This window comes from Agrobacterium vitis (assembly GCF_013337045.2).
Classification (GTDB): domain Bacteria; phylum Pseudomonadota; class Alphaproteobacteria; order Rhizobiales; family Rhizobiaceae; genus Allorhizobium; species Allorhizobium vitis_B.
Genome location: NZ_CP118259.1, coordinates 743207 through 762776, shown reverse-complemented (window position 1 = coordinate 762776; position 19570 = coordinate 743207). Strand labels below are relative to the sequence as shown.

Below are 19570 nucleotides of genomic sequence, written 5' to 3'. Positions count from 1 at the left end.
GGTTCTATGACGTTTTGGAACGCCGTCCATACTATCTTGCAACTGATGGCGTCTTAAACAACCGACCTTCCATCAGCCTTGACTTAAGTCAAGGGCAAGCCGGACTGACCCGCGCAGATGTGATTCAGGTCAGAGGCGTCCATGTCCCGTCTTCATTGCGGCAGGCAACGCCGCGTGCCTCCACCGTCTTGCCATCGACCGTCACCTTGTGGCGATATTGGCGGCAGTTCTGATTGCCGACCTGATAAGGGGCTGCGGCCACCACTTCGCCGGAAACATCGTCATCGCGCCAGGTCACGGTCTGGCCGCCAGGGGCCACTTCCAGGGCCTGATATTCGGCCGCCAGCGCCCGCTGCTTCTGGCTGTTGTCCAGTTCCGCACCGGTCCGCGACACAATGCCGCCCTGAAGTGCGTTGAGATAGAGCGAGCTTGAGGTGGTGGATTTGGCAAGCAGGCCGGTGCTGCCACCGGTCGTCTTGCAGGAGGTCAGTGCCAGGGCGCAGCCCAGCAGGGCAAATGCAAAACCGGTGCTGATCTTCCTCATGGCCTGCAATTCCAAATTCTGTTTCTCATGACAATTTGCACGGTCAAACCGTGCGTTGCTGTAGTATCTCATGATAAGCCCGACACTGCCTCACTTTGCAAGCCGCCATTTTGATCCGCTGTCTGGAGTTTGTCAGGAAAACAGTACAATCCTGCCCTGCATAAAGCACCAGCACCCATGCCAGATCATGCTCCATCCCGTGACAGGGCAGGCAGAACCAGCCGCGCCAGCAGTCCACCATTGACGCCGCGCGACAGGCCAAGCTTGCCTTGATATTCCGAGGTTATTTCCTTGACAATCGACAGTCCGAGCCCAGTTCCGGGCTTGCTTTCATCCAGGCGGCGACCGCGCTTTAACGCCTCGCCGATCTGGTCGGGGTCAAGACCCGGACCGTCATCTTCAACGATGATTTCCAGCCAGCTACGCCGGGCGGGATCGAGCCCGACCTCGCCGACCGGCGCGATCCGGGCCGTCACCGTCACAGTGGTTTGTGCGTGACGGGCAGCATTTTCCAACAGATTGCCGAGGATTTCCTCGAGATCCTGACTTTCCATCGCCAGAACCAGACCTTGCCCCGAGGCTTGGCTCTCCAGTTGAACCTCGAATTGCTTATCGGGATTAAGCTTGCGCATCACCCGCACCAGACGCTCCAGAACCGGCTCCACCTCGGCGCGCGACAGCACCGATTCGCGCTGGGCAGCAATGCGGGCGCGGTTGAGATAGGTGCCGACCTGGCTCTGCATGGCGGATGCCTGGGCCTTGATCACCTCGCCATGCGGTGGATCAAGGACGCGCGCCTCGTTGAGAAGCACGGCAATCGGGGTTTTCAGCGAATGGGCGAGATTGCCGACCTGCATGCGGGCGCGCTCGACAATACGGTGGTTGCTGTCGATCAGGGCGTTGATTTCATTGGCCAGCGGCTCGATCTCACGCGGGAATTCACCCTCGATTCGCTCGGCCTCGCCGCCCCTGATCCGCTCCAGCGCCCGGCGCGCCCGATCCAGAGGTTTTAGCCCGAAGATAATGGTGACGGCATTGACCAGCAGGCCGCCAACCCCGAACATCGCCAGAACGGCGTAAAGCCGGTGGGAAAATCCGGTGATTTCGTCTTCCACCACTTTCAGATTGCCCGACACCCGGAACCGCGCCGCCCGGCCGGATTCGTCGAGGATAACTTCAGTTTCGGCAATCCGCAGCCGGTTGCCGAAACTATCGGTCATGCCGTAAAACCGCTCGTAATTCTGGTCGAACGGGCTTTCCTCGAAGCTTGGCACCGGCAGATTGGTCAGCCCCAGTGAGGTGGACGCCAGCGGCGCGGCATTAAAGGAGCCAAGCGGCTCAACCAGCCAGTACCAGCCGGTTCCGGGCTGCGAAAACCTGAGATCGCCCAGCGCCGGACTGCCGGACAGGCTTTCCCCATCGCCAACCGTGACGGAATTGACGACATTATAGAGCTGGGCGCGCAACAGATCGTTGAAGGAGCGCTCGGCCCCCTGCCGATAGAGCGCCGAAATCACCACGGCCATCGTCACCAGCGCGATTATATACCAGAGAGTGGCGGAGAGCAGGACGCGAAGGGTGAGAGACTTGACCCGGAACACCTAGCCCTCGACACTGTCAGGCGCTTTGATCCGGTAGCCGAGACCGCGCACGGTCTCGATCATGTCCAAACCGATCTTCTTGCGCAGCCGCCCGACAAACACTTCGATCGTGTTGGAATCGCGGTCGAAATCCTGATCATACATATGCTCGACCAGTTCGGTGCGCGACACGACCTCCCCCATGTGATGCATGAGATAGGACAGCAGCCGGAATTCATGGGACGTGAGTTTCAGCGCCTTGCCCGAAACCGTAACCTTGGAACTCTTGGTATCGAGCCGCACCGGCCCGCAGGCGATTTCCGAGGAGGCATGGCCGGCGGCACGGCGAATCAGCGCCCGGATGCGCGCCAGCACCTCTTCGACATGGAAAGGCTTGGTGACATAGTCGTCGGCACCGGCATCGATGCCGGATACCTTGTCGCTCCAACGGTCGCGGGCCGTCAGAATCAGCACGGGCATGACGCGCCCGGCAGAGCGCCATTTCTCCAGCACGGTAATGCCATCCATGGTCGGCAGACCGATATCGAGGATCACGGCATCATAGGGCTCGGTATCACCGAGATAATGCCCCTCTTCGCCATCCATGGCCTGGTCGACCACATAGCCTGCCTCCTGAAGCGCCTCGACCAGCTGGCGGTTCAGGTTGACATCGTCCTCGACGACGAGAATGCGCATTCTTCACTTCTCCGTTTTGCCATGCTGGCGCCAGCCGGGCGATCTTGCGCGCAGGTCCAGTAAAACCAGCCCGCATGAGAAAAAATATCCAACAGATAGAAAGTCTTACACTAGTCCTTGGCCCAAAACCAGCCTCAGCGGGAAACCTGGACCGTCATCTTGCGGGGCCTTGCATTGTCGCCAGTCCCCGGCACGAGAATGGTGATCACGCATTGGCCGCCCGACAGCCGCACGGAAAGCAATTGCCCGCCCGCCTGCTCCACGGCCCTGAGCGCCGCCGAGCGGCAATCGACCCTGCCATTGGACTTGCTGTCGTTACCGTCGGAATTGTCACTGTTCTGATTCTGGTTCTGCGCCTGGACGATGACAGGCGAAGAAGACCCGCTGGTCCCAGACACCATCTGCGACATAGGCACGGCATCGGGGACCGGCGCTGTCGTCGCCGGTACCGTCCAGGCAATAAGCCCGGCTGCGATACTGCCTATGATCGATTTGGATGCCATCAACTGCCACTCTGCCGCATTCGGTTATCGTGGCGTAAGTGTTACCGAAGAACGGCTGAATGGCAAATGAATGCCTGGTAATCTTGGCCCGCAGGACCATCCCTATGACAAAGATACTACACTGCAAGCATTTCAATTTATTAAACTATCCATGTCATAGGCGGCAATGAGCGCCTAGATTTCAGCAAAGATCAGGTTTTCTCCGGGGGTGACAGGTCCGATTTGGGCACGATGGTATGGCTTGCCACCAGCCGGCCATAGAGCGCCACCAGCCCGCCCACCGATCCGGCCAGTGCCACAAGTCCGTCGGTCAACTGCCCCTGCTCCAGAACACCAAGCTCGACCCCGCCAAGGTGCAGGACTGACGCCAGGATAGCGACCAGCGCACCCCAGACAGTCTTGGAGAGATACCATGGTTTGCCGTCATTCATGTTGATTTCCCTTGTTTTCGGTTGGTATTTTCGGGTTGAAGATCAGAAAGTGAATGCTGTTTCAGCCGCGATGCCGCTGGCATGGCGGCCAATCTGCCGGACCCGGATGGCGAGCGCCGAGGGTGCCACGCCAAAGTCAGCAGCTTGCAAATCGGCGCTATAGGCATAGGCCGCAGAGGTCAGGGTGACGCTGCGCAGCGTTGCTTTGCCTGCGTCGAGAATATCGAGCTGGTAGCGCTCGCTTTCCTCATCCAGCGGAATATCGGATGGCGTCCAATTGTCGGCATCGGTGCGACCACGCCGAACCCAGCTCAGCGCAATATCGCCGCTTGGCACCCTGCTGGCGCGCAGATGCACCGGGGAAAGCGGGGTCAGCGCCCGCACGCCACCGGAAAAACTGACCGGCCCCTTGGCCGCAAGGCTGGTGCCGGCGGCCTCGGCAATCCAGTTCAGCGTCAGGCCGATTTCACTATCGGCAAGGTCAAGCGCCGTGACCGCACTGTTGAGCAGAACCACCTGCGCGCCCGCAACGGCACCGGCCGCCATGGCATCCTCCGTGCCATAGAGACCGCGCAGCAGGCCGGACAATTGCCAGACGCCACTTTGCAATTCCTCCGCCGTCTGGAAACCGATCACCTCCCAGACATCGTTGGCGGCCTTGACCGCAAGCCGGTTGTCGCCATTCAGCACCGACAGCCGTGAGCCGGAGGAAAAACTGCCATGCGACAGAGTAACGGTCAGACGATTGGCCCTGTCGAAGCGGCCCGACACACCCGCAGCCAATGCCGATGACAGGCTGCCAAGCGTTGCCGGGCCATCCACCACGACACGGGTCGCATAATTTTCGGTCTCTGCGGATGAGGACAGCACGATCTTGCGCCAGGGGCTGGCATAGGCCGCCGCCCGCGCAAAACTGCCGTCTTCACCATCGTCAAGGCGTGGCAGGTCCATCAGCCGCCACAGCGGCGCAAACCCATCCGAAGCCCTGCCGCTCTGCACCCGCCCGCTGCTAGCAACGGTAATCGCGCTAGACACCGGCGCTGCCACTTCGGTCAATTCCAACGACAGCGTGCTGCTGTCCTCAATGCGGGTGATCAGGAACCGGCCGGATGGCCCGTCCGGCAAGGTCAGCACGTCGCCGGGCTGAAGCGCCAGCTGCGAGGGAGACAGCGAAAGGGTCAGGCTGCGCCGCCCAATCCGGTGATCGCGCAATTGCGTTTCAACCACGGCCAAAGCGCTTGCCTCATCCAGCACCCCGGGCAGATCGCTGGATAAAAGCTTCGCGGATGTTCCCACCACGCGGCGCGAGCGGACACTGGCATCCTCGTAATCATTGGCGGGATCGTAAAAATCCAATACGGCCTGACCGGCATAATCGGTGCTGTCGCCCCGGGTCTCGGTCCAGAACGGTTCATCTTCGGTATCAACGAAAACCCGGGTCTCGATGGCCTTCAGGCTGGCGGCCTGGCGGGAGCGGAACCGCAGCACGGCACCGTCCTCGATCACGTCGATCAGGAAAGCCTCGGTCAGCGGCTCGATCAGGCTACGGGCCGAGGATATATCACCCTGCACATAGCCCGAGAGATCGCCGGTGACGGCGGACACATCGTAATCGCTAAAGCCACAATCTTCCAATATCGCGGCAATCACCTCGGCCAGCGTGCCGCCGCCCAGCCTACCGTTCAGCCAATGGCCGCTGCGCCAATTGTCGCCATCGGCAAACAGATCGGTATCATAGGGAAAGGCCGGAAAGGGCCGGCTGTCCCAGGTCCAGAGAAAGATATGATCGGCATCGACCATGCCTGATGGTGCCGACTCTCCCTGCCAATAGCTCAGATGCGCTTCAAGAAACCGCCGCTGCATGGCATCCGGAGCGCATGCCGGAGGAAAAATACGGCAGCGCATTTTCCGAGGATTTTGGATCGGGAAACACGTTCGGCTGGTTGGCACCACGGTCTACCGCCGGGCAGCCCAATTCCGTAAACCAGATCGGTTTTATCTTTGGTTCCCAGGCGCTGGGCGTGGAAAGCTCAACGCCACCGACCCGGTCATAATGATGGTTTTCCCACCAGGACTGGATATCCTTGTAGCGATAGACCCAGGGCTTGCCCGCCAGCCCATCCGTAATGGCGGCACGCTCGCGTTTCTTACGGGCGACAAGGTCTGGATAATACCAGTCATAACCCTCCCCGGCGGCAATCTGCGCCTGCATGGCGGCACGGTCATCGGCAATGATAAACCCGTCAGGATTATCAGCAGTGAAATCCGCGTCATTCCAGTCCGACAGCGGCATGTAATTGTCGATGCCTACAGCATCGATGGTCGCGCTGGCCCAGAGCGGATCGAGATAGAAGAACACATCACCAGACCCATCGCCAGGATGATAGCCGAAATATTCGCTCCAATCGGCACCGTAGGTCAGCTTGGTCTGGCTCCCCAGAATGGCGCGCACATCCTCTGCCAACCGCATCAAGGCGGTGACGAAGGGAAAGCTGTTGCCCGCACCGCGCAGCGTTGTCAGGCCCTTCAGCTCCGAGCCGATCACGAAACTATCCACCCCACCTGCCGCCTTGGCCAGCAACGCAGAATGCAGCACCAGTCGCCGATAGCCGCTATCGCGACCGTTCTTGTTGCCGGTATAAAGGATCGTGGTGCCGAGCACGAAGAAATCATCGACTGTGGTCTTGCCCATGAAGGCCTCGATGATGGCGTCCACCGCGTCCGTCCCATCAGGCGAACCAGTGAGACCCGGCGCAGGTGAACAGGTGATCCGGCCCCGCCAGGGATAGGCCGCCTGTTCTGTCCCGCCATAAGGATCAGTCAGTCCGTTATCTGAGGGAATATCCATCATCACAAAAGGATAGAGGCAGGTGGCAATGCCCCGGCTGTTCAGATCCTTGATCGCCTCGATCACGCTTTTGTCACCGGGCGTGCCACCATAGGCCGGGCCGCCACCGTTCTGGCTGACCAGCCGGGCCGACGCGCGCCCGATGCCCGCAACACTCCAGGCGCGGCTCTCCTCGTCACGCCGCGCCACTTCGACACCCGGCACGATGGCGCATTGATCGGCCCGCAGATCGGTACCGAACCAGCTGACAACAAGCGCGGCGCGGACGAGATTGGGACACACCGCCTGCAACTCATCCAGCGAGGCCTGCCAATCGGTGGCGGCCACCAGCGTGTTGCGATTGATGATCCGCTCTTCGCCATCTCCTGTTTCCTCGGTAATGGCTTTCGTCGCATAGCCATGCTCGGTGGCACCGGGAATGATGGTCACAGCCCTGACCTGGCTTTCCAGCACGCCCAACGAGCGGATCACCTCAAATTGCAGCACGGGAAGACGGTTGCCGTAATCATCAAGCGGCAGGCGCTCGAACACCACATAGGCCACGCCGCGATAGGCCGGCGTATTGCCCTCGCCCTGCTTGGCGGCAATCAGCGGATCGACGCCCTGATCCTCACTGCCAGGATAAAAGCGCATCTCGACCTCGGTCAGATCCACTTCCTCGCCATCGGCCCAGACCCGGCGGATGGCCGCCACAGGGCCTTCGCACAAAGCCAGCGCCAGATTGCCGTAATAATCATAACTCTTGGTCTTGCTACCGGTGGATTTGCTGCCGGAGGTTTCGGTGGTGGTCTTTTCCTCAAACCGCGTCGCCCAGATCAGCGTGCCGCCAATGCGCACCGTGCCATAGGCCCGGTTCAGCGCCGTGCCTTCGCTGGCCCCACCGATCCGCGCCGACGACAGATGCGAGCCAGACGTGGTGGAGCTGCCGTTGATCAATGCCTGATCGACCATATTGCCAGCCAGCGACCCCACGGCGCGACCCAGCATGGTGCCGACCGACCCGAATATGCCGCCGATGGCCGCACCGGCTGCCTGGAAAACAAGAGTTGCCATCGATCACTTCTCCGGAAAACGATAGACGCCCGCGACACGCCGCCGCCTGCTCATAGGCGTGAATGAAATGCTGGTCTGCCGCCAAAAGCCCCAGATGCTTGGCGGCGTAATGGGCGCGAAACCGGAAGACCAGGAGATCGCCGGGCAAGGCCTCGCCAAGGCTGGACACTGAGATGAAATGCCGCCCCGCCGCCTCGATCAACCGATCCTCCCCCGACCGCTCGGCCCAATCAGGCGCATAGGCAGGCGTGACTTCCGGCTCCTGCCCATAGAGCTCGCGCCAGATGCCCCGGACCAAGCCAAGACAATCACAGCCAACGCCCTTGGTGGACGCCTGATGGCGATAGGGCGTACCGATCCACCCCTCGGCGAGGGTGAGGACCTGGGTATTAATGGAGGGCATACAATCCCCCTCACTCAAACAGCACCGACCCGTCATGGGTGGTCTGGCCGCTGACATAGGAATAGGCGAAATCGCTGCCGGGCATATGCGGGAAGCCCCGGAAGTTGGCGGCGTTGGCAAAGCTGTCGCGGCAGGTGGCGAAGCGTTTGTCGCAGCCGATGGTAACGGTCAGTGCGTCGCCTGGTGACAATGTCACTTCCAAGGGCAGCCACATTGTCAGCTCCGTGCCGTCCTCTCCGGGGCGGCTGGTCTCAACCTCGGCTGTCAGGCCAGTCTCGGCCCCTGATGTGACAGTGATCCGGCCATAGCGGAAATGGTCGTCGCTATAGGAATCCAGCCCCGAAACGATGAGCCGGTCGGACCCGCTCATACTCACCAGAACAGCACTGACGGTGCGGCCCTCAATGCTCAGGTCGATACCGCAGCGACTATCGCCCAGACTGGCATCGCAGCGGCGGCCCAGCGTGCGCCCCTGGTCCTGGGAGAGCTTGGCGGCGAAGCTGCGCAATTCGGCGGTAAACTGCCCTGTCTGACGCTTGACCTCGCCAACATCCTGCACCTTAAGCAGAACATGCTGGTCTGGCACCTGCCAGTTGACACGGTAGACCTCGATCCGCGCGCCGTCATAGCGCCCGGCAATCAGATCGGCTTCGGTAATCACTTCGCTGGAAAAACCGCCGGCAACTTCGGAGGTCGGTGCCGACAAGGTGTTTTCCGCCTCACCATCGCTGGCGGAAAAGCCGCTGGCGGCATGAAACAGTGTGCCGCGCAGGGTCAGATCCCGGTCATGATCGGTAAAGCCCAGCACCAGACCATCGCTGCGGGTCACCCGCCAGCAGGTGCACAGCGTCGTGGCGTCGCCCGCCAGATGGCGCGCCAAAGCGGCATCGATTGTCCTCATGGAATGATCTCCGTCAGCGAAATGGAGGGAATGCTACCCGCATTAAAGGCTTCGAGATTGATCTCGATCCGGTCAGTATCGAAACGCACCGGCACGTCGAATTGAAAGCCCGCCCGGATAACGGCACCGGACACAGGAATAAAATCCTGATTAAATGTCACCAGCCCGGTGGTGCTATCGCAGACGAAGCCGTTGACCGGCGCACCATCCACCGAGATCAGCACAGTGCCATCGACCGGCTTGGCAATACTGCGGTTCCAGCCGCCACCGGCATCGCCATAGGTCTTGACCAGTTGAAAGCTGGCTGTGACGCCATCACCGATGCCGATCTGCTGGTCTTCAGCGCTTATCGCCCGGCCCGGCCCGGCAGAATTAGCATCCAGCGGATCTCGAAACCGGAACCCGGCCATCTGGCCACCCCGCGCCTCGAAAAACTCCAGTATCGTATAGAGATCGGCAAGCGATTTCACCCCCGATCCGGCGTCATAGCTGCGGCGCGAATTGGCCCAGCGCTGATTGCGCACTTCGCGCCCATTCGACAGGTTGACAATATCCGTGCGCCGCACCGGCCCGCCGCTGGTCGAAAGCGACACGCGCAGCGGAAAGCGCACCTCGTGAAAGGCTTCGGTCATGTCATCAACACCTTCGATAACTGAATTATGTTGGAAAGAATGAAGTCGTGATAAAAAGGCTGCCGCGCGGCATCGTGTGATGCCGCGCGGCTTTGGATGTCAGGTGATGCTGATCGTGCCCGCCTTATACCGGACTCCGGCATCAGCCGTCATCAACAGGGCCGTATTCCCGAGAATGGTCTGATAATTCTGGTCCTGGGAATTGGGATCGAAGACGCCGATATAGTGGTTGTTGTTGTATTCGTTCGCGGCTCCGCCACCGGCAAGGCTGATCATGCGCCTGCCGTTGGCCTCGAATTGAGGATTGGCCAGCGTGTCGGAAACGCAGTAGCACAACCCATCGCCTTCCAGGCCGGTGAAGCCGAACAGGATCCACTTCTGCGACGGAACATGATAGCGAATGGCTTGCGCCATGCGCCCGTTCCGCTCGGATGTGGTATAGGAATCCCACCCGGTGACCTTGAAAAAGACCTTGGGCTGTTGGGGAGCGAGATTGCCCTGATAGTAGCTGTGGTTGACAGTCTCCCACTGGTTGGAGTTGTTATAGAACTGCCATCCCGTCGATGCATCGAGATTGCTGGTGCGGATCATTGCAAAGCCGTTGTCGAGAACGGTCGTGTTGCCCGGCAGATTGCGGACTTCAACGAAGGCGTAGTAATAATTGCCTTCCTTGACGATGTTCGACGGATGGAAAAAGCCGTAGGCCGTATTGATGGATTGCGTGTTCCAGGGCTCCGGAATAAGGACGCATCGGACATTGTGATGGTTTTGTCCAAAATCGCCAGGATTGGGAACGGACCACGACTGCCCGTCATTGGTGGACTTCACATAGGTGATGGAATTCACCCAGCGCGTATTGAAGCCATATTTGTTGGAATTGAAGCCGGCGACCCCGCCGATGGTAGTCGGCGCCTGATAAAATTCATGATGGGCCAAGGCAACGACCGTCGAGCCGCGCGCAAAACCTGCGAACACCCAATAACGGTTGGCGTAGTGCCCTTCGACCGTATCCCGGGGCGAGTTCCAGTTCATGCCTTGACCCCAATTGGTCCAGGTCGCGCCGTTCTGCCAGTCGGATACAACGTTGAACCGGTAACCTTCCGAATGGGCGGTAATGAAGGTTGGCGTTCCGTTTGCGTCGCGCCATGGATGGATCGGCCCATCTGCCCACAGACCATACGGTGTGCTGCCACCGACATAGCCGTGCGATCCACTGGTGCTAAAGTCCATTACGGTGTTGTTGGCAGAAGTTGTTACAATACTGGTAACCATTTCAAGTCCTTTCTGGGTTTAAAAAATGCCTCAAGCAATTGAAAGATTTAGACTTGTAGACCTCCTTTTTTCTCGTGATCCAAATGTAAGGACAGGGCGCTGCCCCACCTCACAAATTACGCTGGCCGCGCTTGACGCTGCGGGCCAGCAAGCTGGAAATCTGGGACTGGCTCTTGGTGAAGCTCGACGCATCCTGGGTGGTGACGTTGACATTGACCTGCGTGCCGGAGGAACCACCGCCCTGGGTGGCGACCCCCAGCGAACCGTCCGAGCCGCGTTTCAGCGGCAGGATCGCCTCGCTACCTGCCTCGCCCATCAACCCGGTATTGCCGCCATCCATGCCGAAATAGGTGGGGCTGGACACAACCCCACCTGACGCAAAAGGCGTGATCGAGCCGGGCACCCCACCTTTCTCGAAGGCAAACAGCGAGCTGATCCCCGATGAAAGGCTGGATGTGGCGCTGGAGGCCAGCGACGACAGACTGCTTTGCAGCGGTTGCAGGCCGGATGACAGGGTAATGCTGGACAATTGGCTCGCCAGCGATTTCAGCGTGTCTTCCAGATCGCCACCGCCGCTCGTGGCGGATTTCAGCGCTGATGTCAGCGCGCTGCCAAAGCTTTTCGAGCGGCTTTCCAGATCATCGAGGGTCTTGGTCGCCCCGGAAGCATCGAGATCGATCCCGAAGGACAGGGTTTCGTCATCGGCCATGGTCTACCTCTTAGATGTTGCGGTCAGGAAGGCACCGTCGGGATAACGGGCCATCAGCGCCTCCAGGTCGGCACGGGCAAGCTCAGCGCGGGCGGTGGCGACGGGGCGAAACGCCCCGCTCATGGCGGCGAATTCGCGTGGGGTCAGCGCCCAGAAGGCCTGCGGGGTCAGCCGCAGCAGGTGAAATCCGGCATGCATCACCGCCTCCCATGGAAAGGGAGGCGGCTTTACCATGTCGGATCGACCCGCTGCGGCACTCAAGGGCGGGCGGGGTCGCCCTCACCGGCTGAGGTGGTTTGACCTGAGGTTCCAAACGTGACGAGCAGCAATTCGCGGACGATGGCGACGCAGGCGGCAAGCCCGCCCTCGACGCACATGTCCGCGACATCCTCATCAGCGCAGCAATTGCCGCCGCCCCGCAAACCGACGGCCAGAATGCGGATCAGGTCGCGGCTGGAAAGCTTGCCACTGGAAAACCGCAGGGCAAGATCCGCCAGACTATCGGCGGCAAAGGCCGTTTCCAGCTCGGCCAGCGCGCCCAGCGTCAGGCACAGAATCCGCCGCTCGCCATCGATCACCGCTTCCACCTCGCCGCGCCTGCGGTTGGCGCGCATGCCCGTCCCAACGTTCCCCGTCCCGACTTTCTCTGTCCCCCCGTTCATGCCGTCACCTCAAAGGCAATCGCCCCTGCCGATTCCAGCGCGATGTCGAATTTCAACTCGCCGTCATGCTCGCCGGAATAGTCCAGCGCCGTCACCTGAAACAGGCCGGTCACCGTGCCGAAAGCCGGGATCACCACCTGCCAGCTCAACACCGAGCCGGCGAAAAACGCCGCCCGGACCAGTTCATCGGAGGACTGGTCCTTGAACAGCCCGGCCCCCGACAACGAGGCGCGTTTGGCACCGGCACCGGCCAAAAGCTCACGCCAGCGCCCGGCGCTGTCGGCATCGGTCACATCGACGGTTTCGGTATTGAAGGCCAGTTTGCGCGAGCGCAGTCCTGCAACGGTTACATAATCGCTGCCGCTGATAATCTTCAGCAGCAGGTCCTTACCCCTTTGGGCCACCATAAAAAATCTCCTTGAAAATAAATAGAAATCCGCAAACCGGCCGCCAACCACGCCAGGGCGACATCCACCCCCTCCCCGTTTTTCGGGGTCTCTCCCACGCGCGGACCCAGCCAAGCCGGCACGACCGCCCGTCCCTTTTTCAGAGAGAAAACCCAGGGCGAAGGTTAAGGAGACCAAGAGGCTCGCAGGGGAAGCACCAAAACTGGTGTGACTGCGAAAAATCGCGTAATACGATAGGAACGGTTGTCCTCACCGGTGCTGAAAACAGATGCAAATGTGCAAAACAGGCGCACCCATGTCGTGAAAATTACACAGATGCCGGACTATGCTGGTCTACCGATTAGGTTCCATGCATGTCCGCTCTTCCCTCCACGTCTCCCAGTCCCGTTCCCCACAATGCCGCATCGCTAGCGCGCTTGCGGCTGCTGAGCGTGCTGTCCATCAGCCAGATTGTCGGCTGGGGCACGAGTTTCGATCTGTTTGGCGTTCTCGGTCGCACCATCGCCGCCGATATCGGCATCAGCAACGAGACAGGCTTTCTCGGCGCAACGGTGATGCTGTTGATCATGGGCTTTGCCGGACCGGCCAGCGGCCGCCTGCTGGAAAGACATGGGGCCGCCAAGGTGATGGCAGCAGGCTCGGTTGTGTTTGCCTTCGGCCTCGCACTGCTATCGCAAGCCCAAGGCGTGGCTTCCTATTTTGCCGCCTGGTTCACCATCGGTATTGCCGGCACCTTGGCGCTGAGCGTTGCCTGCTATACGGCGGTCGTCGAGCGCGAAGGCTCGTCGGCGAAAAGCGTCATCGGCCTGCTGATGATTTTCACCGGGCTGTCGACGGCCATTTTCTGGCCGTTGCTCAGTTGGCTGACTGGCCTGCTGGGCTGGCGCGATACATTGCTGCTTGCCGCTGGCTGCCATCTTCTCATCCTCGTTCCCTTGCATCGCTTCGCCCTGCCGCCTATCAAAGCCCGGTCGCAAACAGCGCAGGCAGCAGCTGACCGCGAACCAATGCCGTTGACAGCACTCCAACAAAAGCGGGCGATGATCGCGCTTGCCGTCATCAGCATCGGCTTCAGCAGCGTCACCTTCGGCGTCTCCTCATCGCTGATTGAAATGCTCACACAGGCTGGCGCCACACCGGCGCTGGCGCTGCAACTGGGGTCGCTGCGCTCGGTGCTGGGCATTTCCGCCCGTGCCGCCGATACAATTGCCGGCAAACGCGCCTCACCCGTCACATCAGGCCTAGTGGCCACCGGCCTGATCGTCATCGGCTTTCTCGCGCTGATATTCGGCCATGGCTCCGTATGGATGCTCGGCCTGTTTATCGGCGCCTATGGCATCGGCTCCGGCCTGTCGGCCATTTCGCGCACCGTGCTGCCGCTCGGCTTCTTTTCCGCCAGCCGCTACGCCGGGATCTCAGCAAAACTGGCACTGCCCGGCAATATCTCCCAGGCGCTATCGCCGGTGGTGATCGCCGGTCTGCTGGATCGCGGCGGCCTGCAGCTGCTTCTAACCTTCACCCTCGTCGTCAGCGCTCTGGTGCTGGCAGCACTGATCTTTCTGGCCATGCTTTCGCGCCAGGCAACCATCAAGCGATAACAGCGCGAAATTGCAGCTCGGCCAGATAAAGGCCGGTCTTTGCCTCACGGCGACTGACGGTCTTGATATGGCGCAACGCAATCAGGCGGGCATGGGCAAGCGACAGCGCCGCATCCTGCAACACGGCACGCACCATTGCCGCCAGGCTTTCCGCCTCGCGGCGGCTAAGCGAAGACCATGCCTGCAAACTGACCAGCGCTTCAACCAACCCATCATCATCGGTGGAGATATCCGTCACCGTCACCTCACCCACCATCAGGTAAGGCTGGGCGGAGCGCAGCAACCGCCGATCCTTCATCCCATCGGCACCGATGATCGCCGCAATGCCGGTATCGGCAAGCGCCGCCGCCGTCATTGCGGTGAGCAGGTCATTGACCGGACTGTGCGTGGTCATCGGATGTCTCTCCAATTTTCTCGCCCTTCGGCTCTTCGCTCGCGCTTTGCCTTTTGGCAGCCGCCCGGCTGGCGGCCTCTTCCACCCTGCGCCGCAGCGCAGCGGTAAAATCCGTCACCGCACCCTGCTGCCCGTTTGCTGAAAATTGCAGGCTCATCTCACCTCCTCCTCACAATCCAGCAGCAGAAACCGCTTGGTCTCATCCGGGTCGCGCAGCGCTCGGACCGCGAGAATGCGCGTTCCCTTCACCAGCCGATGGCCGCGCGCCACATCGGTGCGAAAACGAATGGTCACCGTCTGGTCTATGGTGGCGATTTCCGCTTCGCCGCGCTCTTCACGGGTGAAGGATTGCGGCTCGATCAGCGCCCAGAGCGTGGCAATCGCCTGCCAGTTCTGGCTCACCCCGCCCTGGCCGTCAGGCGCGTTGACCGGCTGTTCAAGCGTGAGGCGCGCCGTCATCCGGCCCGGATCGGGCATGGTGAAGGTGCCCATCACAGGCTCCTGCGGCAAAAGGGGGCGATCAGCCGCTCATAACCAACCGGCACGGCGGCAGGCTGATCGGCCAGCGCCACCGCGCCACGAAACGCATGCATGGCCACAACATGCAGGCTCATCGCCCGGCGCAGCGTATCGGGCACATCAGTGGCGGCAGCCCCGAAGCCCGCGGTAAAATCGATCTCGATGCCGTTGATTGGCCGTCCCGGCAAGGGCCGGTCGCGCAGCCACAGCCTTGATGGCCGCGCCTGTCCATCCAGCAGATGATCTTTCAGTGAAACATGAAGTTCATCGCCGTTTTCATCAAAAACCGTCACGGCATCAATAGTTTGCACCGGACCTTTGGGAAGCTGAATCACCTCGCCATGCGGCCAGTCATCCAGATAGAACCGCAGCGATTGGCTCATCAGGCAAAGCCCGGTCTCGGCCTCCAGATGCAGGCGGGCAGCGGTGATCAGGCCGGTCAAAAGATCGTCTTCATCATCGGTATCAATCTTCAACTGCGCCTTCACATCGACAAGGGTCAGCGGCTCCGCTTGCGGCGGAGTGAGGGTGGTGATGGTCATGTGTTGGGGGTCTCCGGAAGGTGAAATGCCCAAAATACAAAGGGCGCTCTCCGTTTACGGGAGCGCCCTTCCTGCCGCAGCCGACAGCTCGTGCAGGAATTCCTGCTGACGTGGCGAAAATGGTGAATTCGAGAACCGGCGCGCAGCGTACTCAAGTACGTGAGCACTGGAAGCGCAGAATTCGCCATTTGCAGCCCGTCAGCGGGTATTCATGCGCGGGCTGTCAAGCGGCAGCAAACTTGATCAGCTTCAGCGCTTCAAAGTTCTGCATTCCACCGCCAACCCGCTTGGTGGTGTAGAACAGCACATAGGGCTTGGCCGAATAGGGATCGCGCAACACCCGCACGCCCATGCGGTCGACCACCAGATAACCGGCCTTGAAATCACCAAAGGCGATGGAAAAGGCGTTGGCGGCGATGTCGGGCATGTCCTCGGCCTCGGCAATCGGAAAGCCCATCAGTGAGGCCTCAAGGCCGGGGCCTGCGGGCGGCAGCCAGAGGTAATTGCCGTCGGCATCCTTGAACTTGCGGATTTCGCCTTGCGTCTTGCGGTTCATCACAAACGTGCGGTTCTGGCGATGGCCAGCCTTCAACGCATAGATGGTGTCGAGCAGCACGTCGGATGGCCCGCTTGCGGCAAAGCCACCGGCGGCACCGGTCGCCTTGAAGCCGATCTTGCCCCAGGCCCAGGCGCTGTCGGCCACCGTGTCATAGGCGAGGAAGCCCTTCGGCTTGTTGACGCCGTCACCGGCCACAAAGGCCGCCCCTTCCTGTTCGGCAAAGGCAATATCCACCTCGCCGGCAATCCAGGCCTCGACATCAACAGCCGCATCATCCAGCAACGACTGGGTGGCGGCGGGCATGGCGTAAATCTCCATGGTGGGAAAGGAAAGTTCCGTCAACTGCGGCGTATCGGTCTGGGTGCGGGCCGTGGTTTCGGCCACCCAGCCGGAGGCCATGCCCGTTGGGGCAAACGGCTTTTTCAGCACCGAGCCCGAGACCTGCCGGACGCTGGCCAATTGCCGGATCGGCGAGATGGAGGCCAGCCTGCGGCCAATCTCGCTATCGGTCTCGTCGGTGACCAGATAACCGCCATCCGCATCCGACCCAATCGCCATGGATTTGGCGTCAAGATCGCGCAGCGCCGTCTCATCGCCGCGCCGGATATAGGCCTCGAAGGCCGCCTTGCGCTCCGTCGCCTCCAGGCTGGCCGAACCGCCGCGATTGCCGTTCGATCCCAGCGCCGGGCGCAGTTTTTTCAGCGCCAGCTGGTCCAGCAGCCGGGATTGCTCGTCCATCGCCTTGTTGATCCGCTCCACCTTGTCGCGGGTGACGACATCGGCGGTCAGCTTCTGCTCGATTTCGCCAAGCCGCTGGTCATTGGCCTGCTTGAAGCCTTCGAACGCTTCCATGAAATCATCGAAGGCGGCGGCCATGGTTTCCGGGATCGCCTTGATTTCGGGGGCAGTCATCTGATGATCGCTCATAAATCCATCCTTTATTTGAAATTGCTTTTGGCCATCGTCCGGGCTGCCCGGCGCATTGCGCGGATCAGCTCGGTATCCTTGTCGCGGAAAAACCGCTGATGCTTGACATTGGAAACTCTGGCCGAAGGGGCCATGGGAAAGGTGACGACGGAAATTTCCCAGAGATCGGCCTCCAGAATGCGGCGAATGCCGGTCTTGGCGTCCTGACGGGATTTCACCGTCTGGAAACCGATCGACAGCCCGTCCAGCGCGCCTGATTTCATCAGGGCGCGCACCTCCTCGGCGCGCTTGACGCCGGGGGAAAGCCGTCCCTCGACATAAAGGCCGCGCGCATCCTCCTTCAGCAGCGTCCAGCTGCCAATCGGCTGGTTGGGGTCGTGCTGGTACAGCATGCGGATGCCGCCTGCGCCACGCCCCTGCAAGCTGGTGCGAAAGGCCCCCGGCTCGATCATGTCGCGCCCCAGATCCACCTCGCCGAACACGCTGGCATAGCCGCTGAACGTGCCGTCGCCACTGAGATCCGACAGGGTCAGATCGGCAAATTTGCGCACCAGCTTTCCTGGCCCGCGATAAGCGTGCATGAATTTCTCCTTCAATGTTTGAAATTGTGGGGCTGGATCAGCCGCCCTTGGAGCCGTATCTGCCGGCCAATCGCGCCAAAGCACCCAGCGCCCACCAGGCCGAAAGGCTGGCAAGCGTCGCCCCGGCCAGCATGATTTCGGCACCGGACAGGCTTTGCAGAATGTCCAGCTTGCGGGCCAGCCATTGGCCGGTGGCGCCGCCGAAGATCAGCCCTATAGCCAGTCCGGTGAAAAATCGGGTCGCCGCCTCGCGTCGGCCTCTGGGTAGAAGATAAACCAGCGAGATGGCGGACCCCGCCAATGCGCCCGCCAGCCGCGCACCCCATAGAGGGGTGTCGGGTGTAAAATCGGTCATTTTATTAATCTTTTCGTCTTATGATTGCGGAGACAGACACAAATCCGCCCTGGTTTATCCGAGAATTCTAATCTTTAGAATCGCTTACGCGCGTCTGCTCACAAACAGGGTGCAGATGTTCACACTCTGAATCACCCTTCTGCGGAACAGAGTCCGGATCAGGCATCAACCTCTTGAAACTTCTAGGCTTTACGCGTCATATCCAACCGCCTGTCGCTTTTCCTCGTCGGTGAGGAAGCTGGCGGACCCGACCCGTGACCACAGCGCGTCGCGCTCGCTGGACAGGCCCTCGACCTGATCGAGATCGGGCTTCAGGCACAAGACCTCGCCAAACCCATCGGACAGAAACCCCGACAGGCTGGCGGCGGTGCGGCGGATCAGCGGCAGCACCGTTAGCCGGTAGAAGGCGCGGTTGGCCTCCTGGTAATTGGCATAGGTATTGTCGCCGGGAATGCCGAGCAGCATCGGCGGCACGCCGAGCGAGAGCGCGATATCGCGGGCCGCGCCATTGCGGGCATCGGTAAAATCCATGTCGCGTGGGGTCAGGCTCATCGCCTTCCAGTCCAGCCCGCCTTCCAGCAGCATCGGGCGGCCCGCCTGCATTGGCCCGGAATAGCCCTGCTCCAGCTCCTCTTTCAGGCGCTGATATTGTTCCGGCGGCAGGTTGCCACCCTCCTTGGGCTGATAAACCAGCGCCCCGGAGGGTCGGGCGGAATTGTCGAGCAGCGCCTTGTTCCAGGTGGCGGCGGCATTGTGCAGGTCCAGCGCGTTATGGGCCGAGGCAAGCGGCGCATAGCCGCTGATGTCGTCGAGCGGATGAAACAGCTTGAAATGCAGGATCGGCTGCGGTTCGCCCTCGGCAGCCAGACGGCGCGTCACCCCGGCGGCGCGATAATCATAGGCGACCGGCCAGCCATCGGCGCCCTCGACGACGCTGACCCGGTCGGGGCGCAGCAGATGTAGTTCCATCAGCCGCCCACCAAGCCAGAGCGGCTCCAGATAGGCATTGCCCGACAGCAGCAGATGGCCATAGAGCATTTCGAAAAAATCCGCCCCCGTCGCCCGCCCGTTAGGCCGCGCCAGAAGCGCCAGCGCCGGATGCTCGCTCAACTCCCCCGCCCCATCTTGCGGCAGGCCCTGATAAAGCAGAAGAGGCACAGCCGCCGCCGCCTCCGACACCAGCCGCACCGCCCGATGCGCCACCGGATTGCCGAGAAAGCCCGCGCGTGACAAGGCCGCATAAGACCGCCCCGTGCCGCGCCCGGCACCGGTGGAGAGCAGCATTTCCAACCCCGCCCGGGGTCGTATCGCCGCTTTTGTCTGGCCGGACGTTGTGTTGAGTGGCGTCGCCGACGACCCAGCAGCACGATTGGCCCGCCGGAACGGCAGGCGAAAGGAAGACAGCATGATGTTCTCCTGAAGTTGCGATATTTGCGCCGGTTATATGGAAAGGC

General features: G+C 61.0%; 21 protein-coding genes and 2 pseudogenes. 1 reads left to right on the top strand and 22 read right to left on the bottom strand.

The annotated features are described in order from the left end of the window. Nucleotides 1-124: 124 nt before the first annotated feature. The 14 genes and pseudogenes from G6L01_RS03550 to G6L01_RS03485 all read right to left on the bottom strand — a co-directional run bounded on the left by G6L01_RS03550 (nt 125) and on the right by G6L01_RS03485 (nt 12641). Entirely contained in the window at nt 125-544 is a 420-nt protein-coding gene (locus G6L01_RS03550) for a hypothetical protein (protein ID WP_060715957.1), read from the bottom strand. Nucleotides 545-729: 185 nt separating this feature from the next. Then, nucleotides 730-2145, bottom strand: a complete 1416-nt coding sequence (locus G6L01_RS03545) for an ATP-binding protein (RefSeq protein WP_070167837.1) — start codon at nt 2143-2145, stop codon at nt 730-732. Then, nucleotides 2146-2820 carry a response regulator transcription factor gene (locus G6L01_RS03540; protein WP_060715959.1) on the bottom strand — a complete coding sequence of 225 codons (675 nt, stop codon included), beginning with the start codon at nt 2818-2820 and terminating at the stop codon, nt 2146-2148. Nucleotides 2821-2954: 134 nt separating this feature from the next. Then, on the bottom strand, nt 2955-3323 hold the full coding sequence (locus G6L01_RS03535) for a hypothetical protein (protein ID WP_139190233.1): 369 nt from the start codon (nt 3321-3323) through the stop codon (nt 2955-2957). Between the two features lie 191 nt (nt 3324-3514). Continuing rightward, nucleotides 3515-3754 carry a hypothetical protein gene (locus G6L01_RS03530; protein WP_070167836.1) on the bottom strand — a complete coding sequence of 80 codons (240 nt, stop codon included), beginning with the start codon at nt 3752-3754 and terminating at the stop codon, nt 3515-3517. 42 nt (nt 3755-3796) lie between these two features. Continuing rightward, nucleotides 3797-7655, bottom strand: a pseudogene (locus tag G6L01_RS03525) (baseplate multidomain protein megatron). A 22-nt stretch (nt 7656-7677) separates the two neighbouring features. Next, nucleotides 7678-8058: pseudogene (locus G6L01_RS03520) on the bottom strand (NlpC/P60 family protein); the annotation flags it as partial. A gap of 10 nt (nt 8059-8068) precedes the next feature. Further along, nucleotides 8069-8959 (bottom strand): DUF2163 domain-containing protein, encoded by an 891-nt coding sequence (locus G6L01_RS03515; protein ID WP_070167835.1) that lies wholly within the window; start codon nt 8957-8959, stop codon nt 8069-8071. Beyond that, on the bottom strand, nt 8956-9591 hold the full coding sequence (locus G6L01_RS03510; protein WP_070167834.1) for a DUF2460 domain-containing protein: 636 nt from the start codon (nt 9589-9591) through the stop codon (nt 8956-8958). The genes G6L01_RS03515 and G6L01_RS03510 overlap by 4 nt, the downstream gene beginning before the upstream one ends. A gap of 99 nt (nt 9592-9690) precedes the next feature. Then, on the bottom strand, nt 9691-10863 hold the full coding sequence (locus G6L01_RS03505) for a hypothetical protein (protein WP_139190234.1): 1173 nt from the start codon (nt 10861-10863) through the stop codon (nt 9691-9693). 109 nt (nt 10864-10972) lie between these two features. Further along, nucleotides 10973-11572, bottom strand: coding sequence for a phage tail tape measure protein (locus G6L01_RS03500; RefSeq protein ID WP_070167832.1), 600 nt, complete (start codon nt 11570-11572; stop codon nt 10973-10975). Nucleotides 11573-11575: 3 nt separating this feature from the next. After that, nucleotides 11576-11806, bottom strand: coding sequence for a rcc01693 family protein (locus G6L01_RS03495; RefSeq protein WP_081344283.1), 231 nt, complete (start codon nt 11804-11806; stop codon nt 11576-11578). A 23-nt stretch (nt 11807-11829) separates the two neighbouring features. Further along, nucleotides 11830-12234 carry a gene transfer agent family protein gene (locus G6L01_RS03490; RefSeq protein WP_070167830.1) on the bottom strand — a complete coding sequence of 135 codons (405 nt, stop codon included), beginning with the start codon at nt 12232-12234 and terminating at the stop codon, nt 11830-11832. Then, on the bottom strand, nt 12231-12641 hold the full coding sequence (locus tag G6L01_RS03485) for a phage major tail protein, TP901-1 family (RefSeq protein WP_070149403.1): 411 nt from the start codon (nt 12639-12641) through the stop codon (nt 12231-12233). Before G6L01_RS03485 ends, G6L01_RS03490 begins: the two co-directional genes overlap by 4 nt. Before the next feature lie 353 nt (nt 12642-12994). Between G6L01_RS03485 and G6L01_RS03480 the strand changes: the two genes are divergently transcribed. Further along, the gene (locus G6L01_RS03480) at nt 12995-14239 is read left to right on the top strand and encodes an MFS transporter (protein WP_070167829.1); all 1245 of its coding nucleotides are present in this window, start codon (nt 12995-12997) and stop codon (nt 14237-14239) included. Here the strand turns inward: G6L01_RS03480 and G6L01_RS03475 are convergent. From G6L01_RS03475 to G6L01_RS03440, 8 genes are all read right to left on the bottom strand, one after another. After that, a complete protein-coding gene (locus tag G6L01_RS03475) occupies nt 14229-14633 on the bottom strand; it encodes a DUF3168 domain-containing protein (RefSeq protein WP_070167828.1) in 405 nt (134 codons plus the stop codon). The genes G6L01_RS03480 and G6L01_RS03475 overlap by 11 nt on opposite strands. Beyond that, nucleotides 14608-14790 (bottom strand): hypothetical protein, encoded by a 183-nt coding sequence (locus G6L01_RS03470; RefSeq protein ID WP_060715971.1) that lies wholly within the window; start codon nt 14788-14790, stop codon nt 14608-14610. Before G6L01_RS03470 ends, G6L01_RS03475 begins: the two co-directional genes overlap by 26 nt. Continuing rightward, complete coding sequence (locus G6L01_RS03465) at nt 14787-15125, bottom strand: phage head closure protein (protein ID WP_234892043.1); 339 nt, start codon at nt 15123-15125, stop codon at nt 14787-14789. The genes G6L01_RS03470 and G6L01_RS03465 overlap by 4 nt, the downstream gene beginning before the upstream one ends. Continuing rightward, complete coding sequence (locus G6L01_RS03460; protein ID WP_070167827.1) at nt 15125-15694, bottom strand: head-tail connector protein; 570 nt, start codon at nt 15692-15694, stop codon at nt 15125-15127. Before G6L01_RS03460 ends, G6L01_RS03465 begins: the two co-directional genes overlap by 1 nt. A gap of 223 nt (nt 15695-15917) precedes the next feature. Continuing rightward, nucleotides 15918-17180, bottom strand: coding sequence for a phage major capsid protein (locus tag G6L01_RS03455; protein WP_070167826.1), 1263 nt, complete (start codon nt 17178-17180; stop codon nt 15918-15920). Nucleotides 17181-17191: 11 nt separating this feature from the next. Further along, nucleotides 17192-17761, bottom strand: a complete 570-nt coding sequence (locus tag G6L01_RS03450) for an HK97 family phage prohead protease (protein WP_070167825.1) — start codon at nt 17759-17761, stop codon at nt 17192-17194. Between the two features lie 37 nt (nt 17762-17798). After that, nucleotides 17799-18116 carry a DUF6107 family protein gene (locus G6L01_RS03445; RefSeq protein ID WP_070149398.1) on the bottom strand — a complete coding sequence of 106 codons (318 nt, stop codon included), beginning with the start codon at nt 18114-18116 and terminating at the stop codon, nt 17799-17801. Between the two features lie 189 nt (nt 18117-18305). Continuing rightward, nucleotides 18306-19523 (bottom strand): phage portal protein, encoded by a 1218-nt coding sequence (locus G6L01_RS03440; RefSeq protein ID WP_070167824.1) that lies wholly within the window; start codon nt 19521-19523, stop codon nt 18306-18308. Nucleotides 19524-19570: the final 47 nt, after the last annotated feature.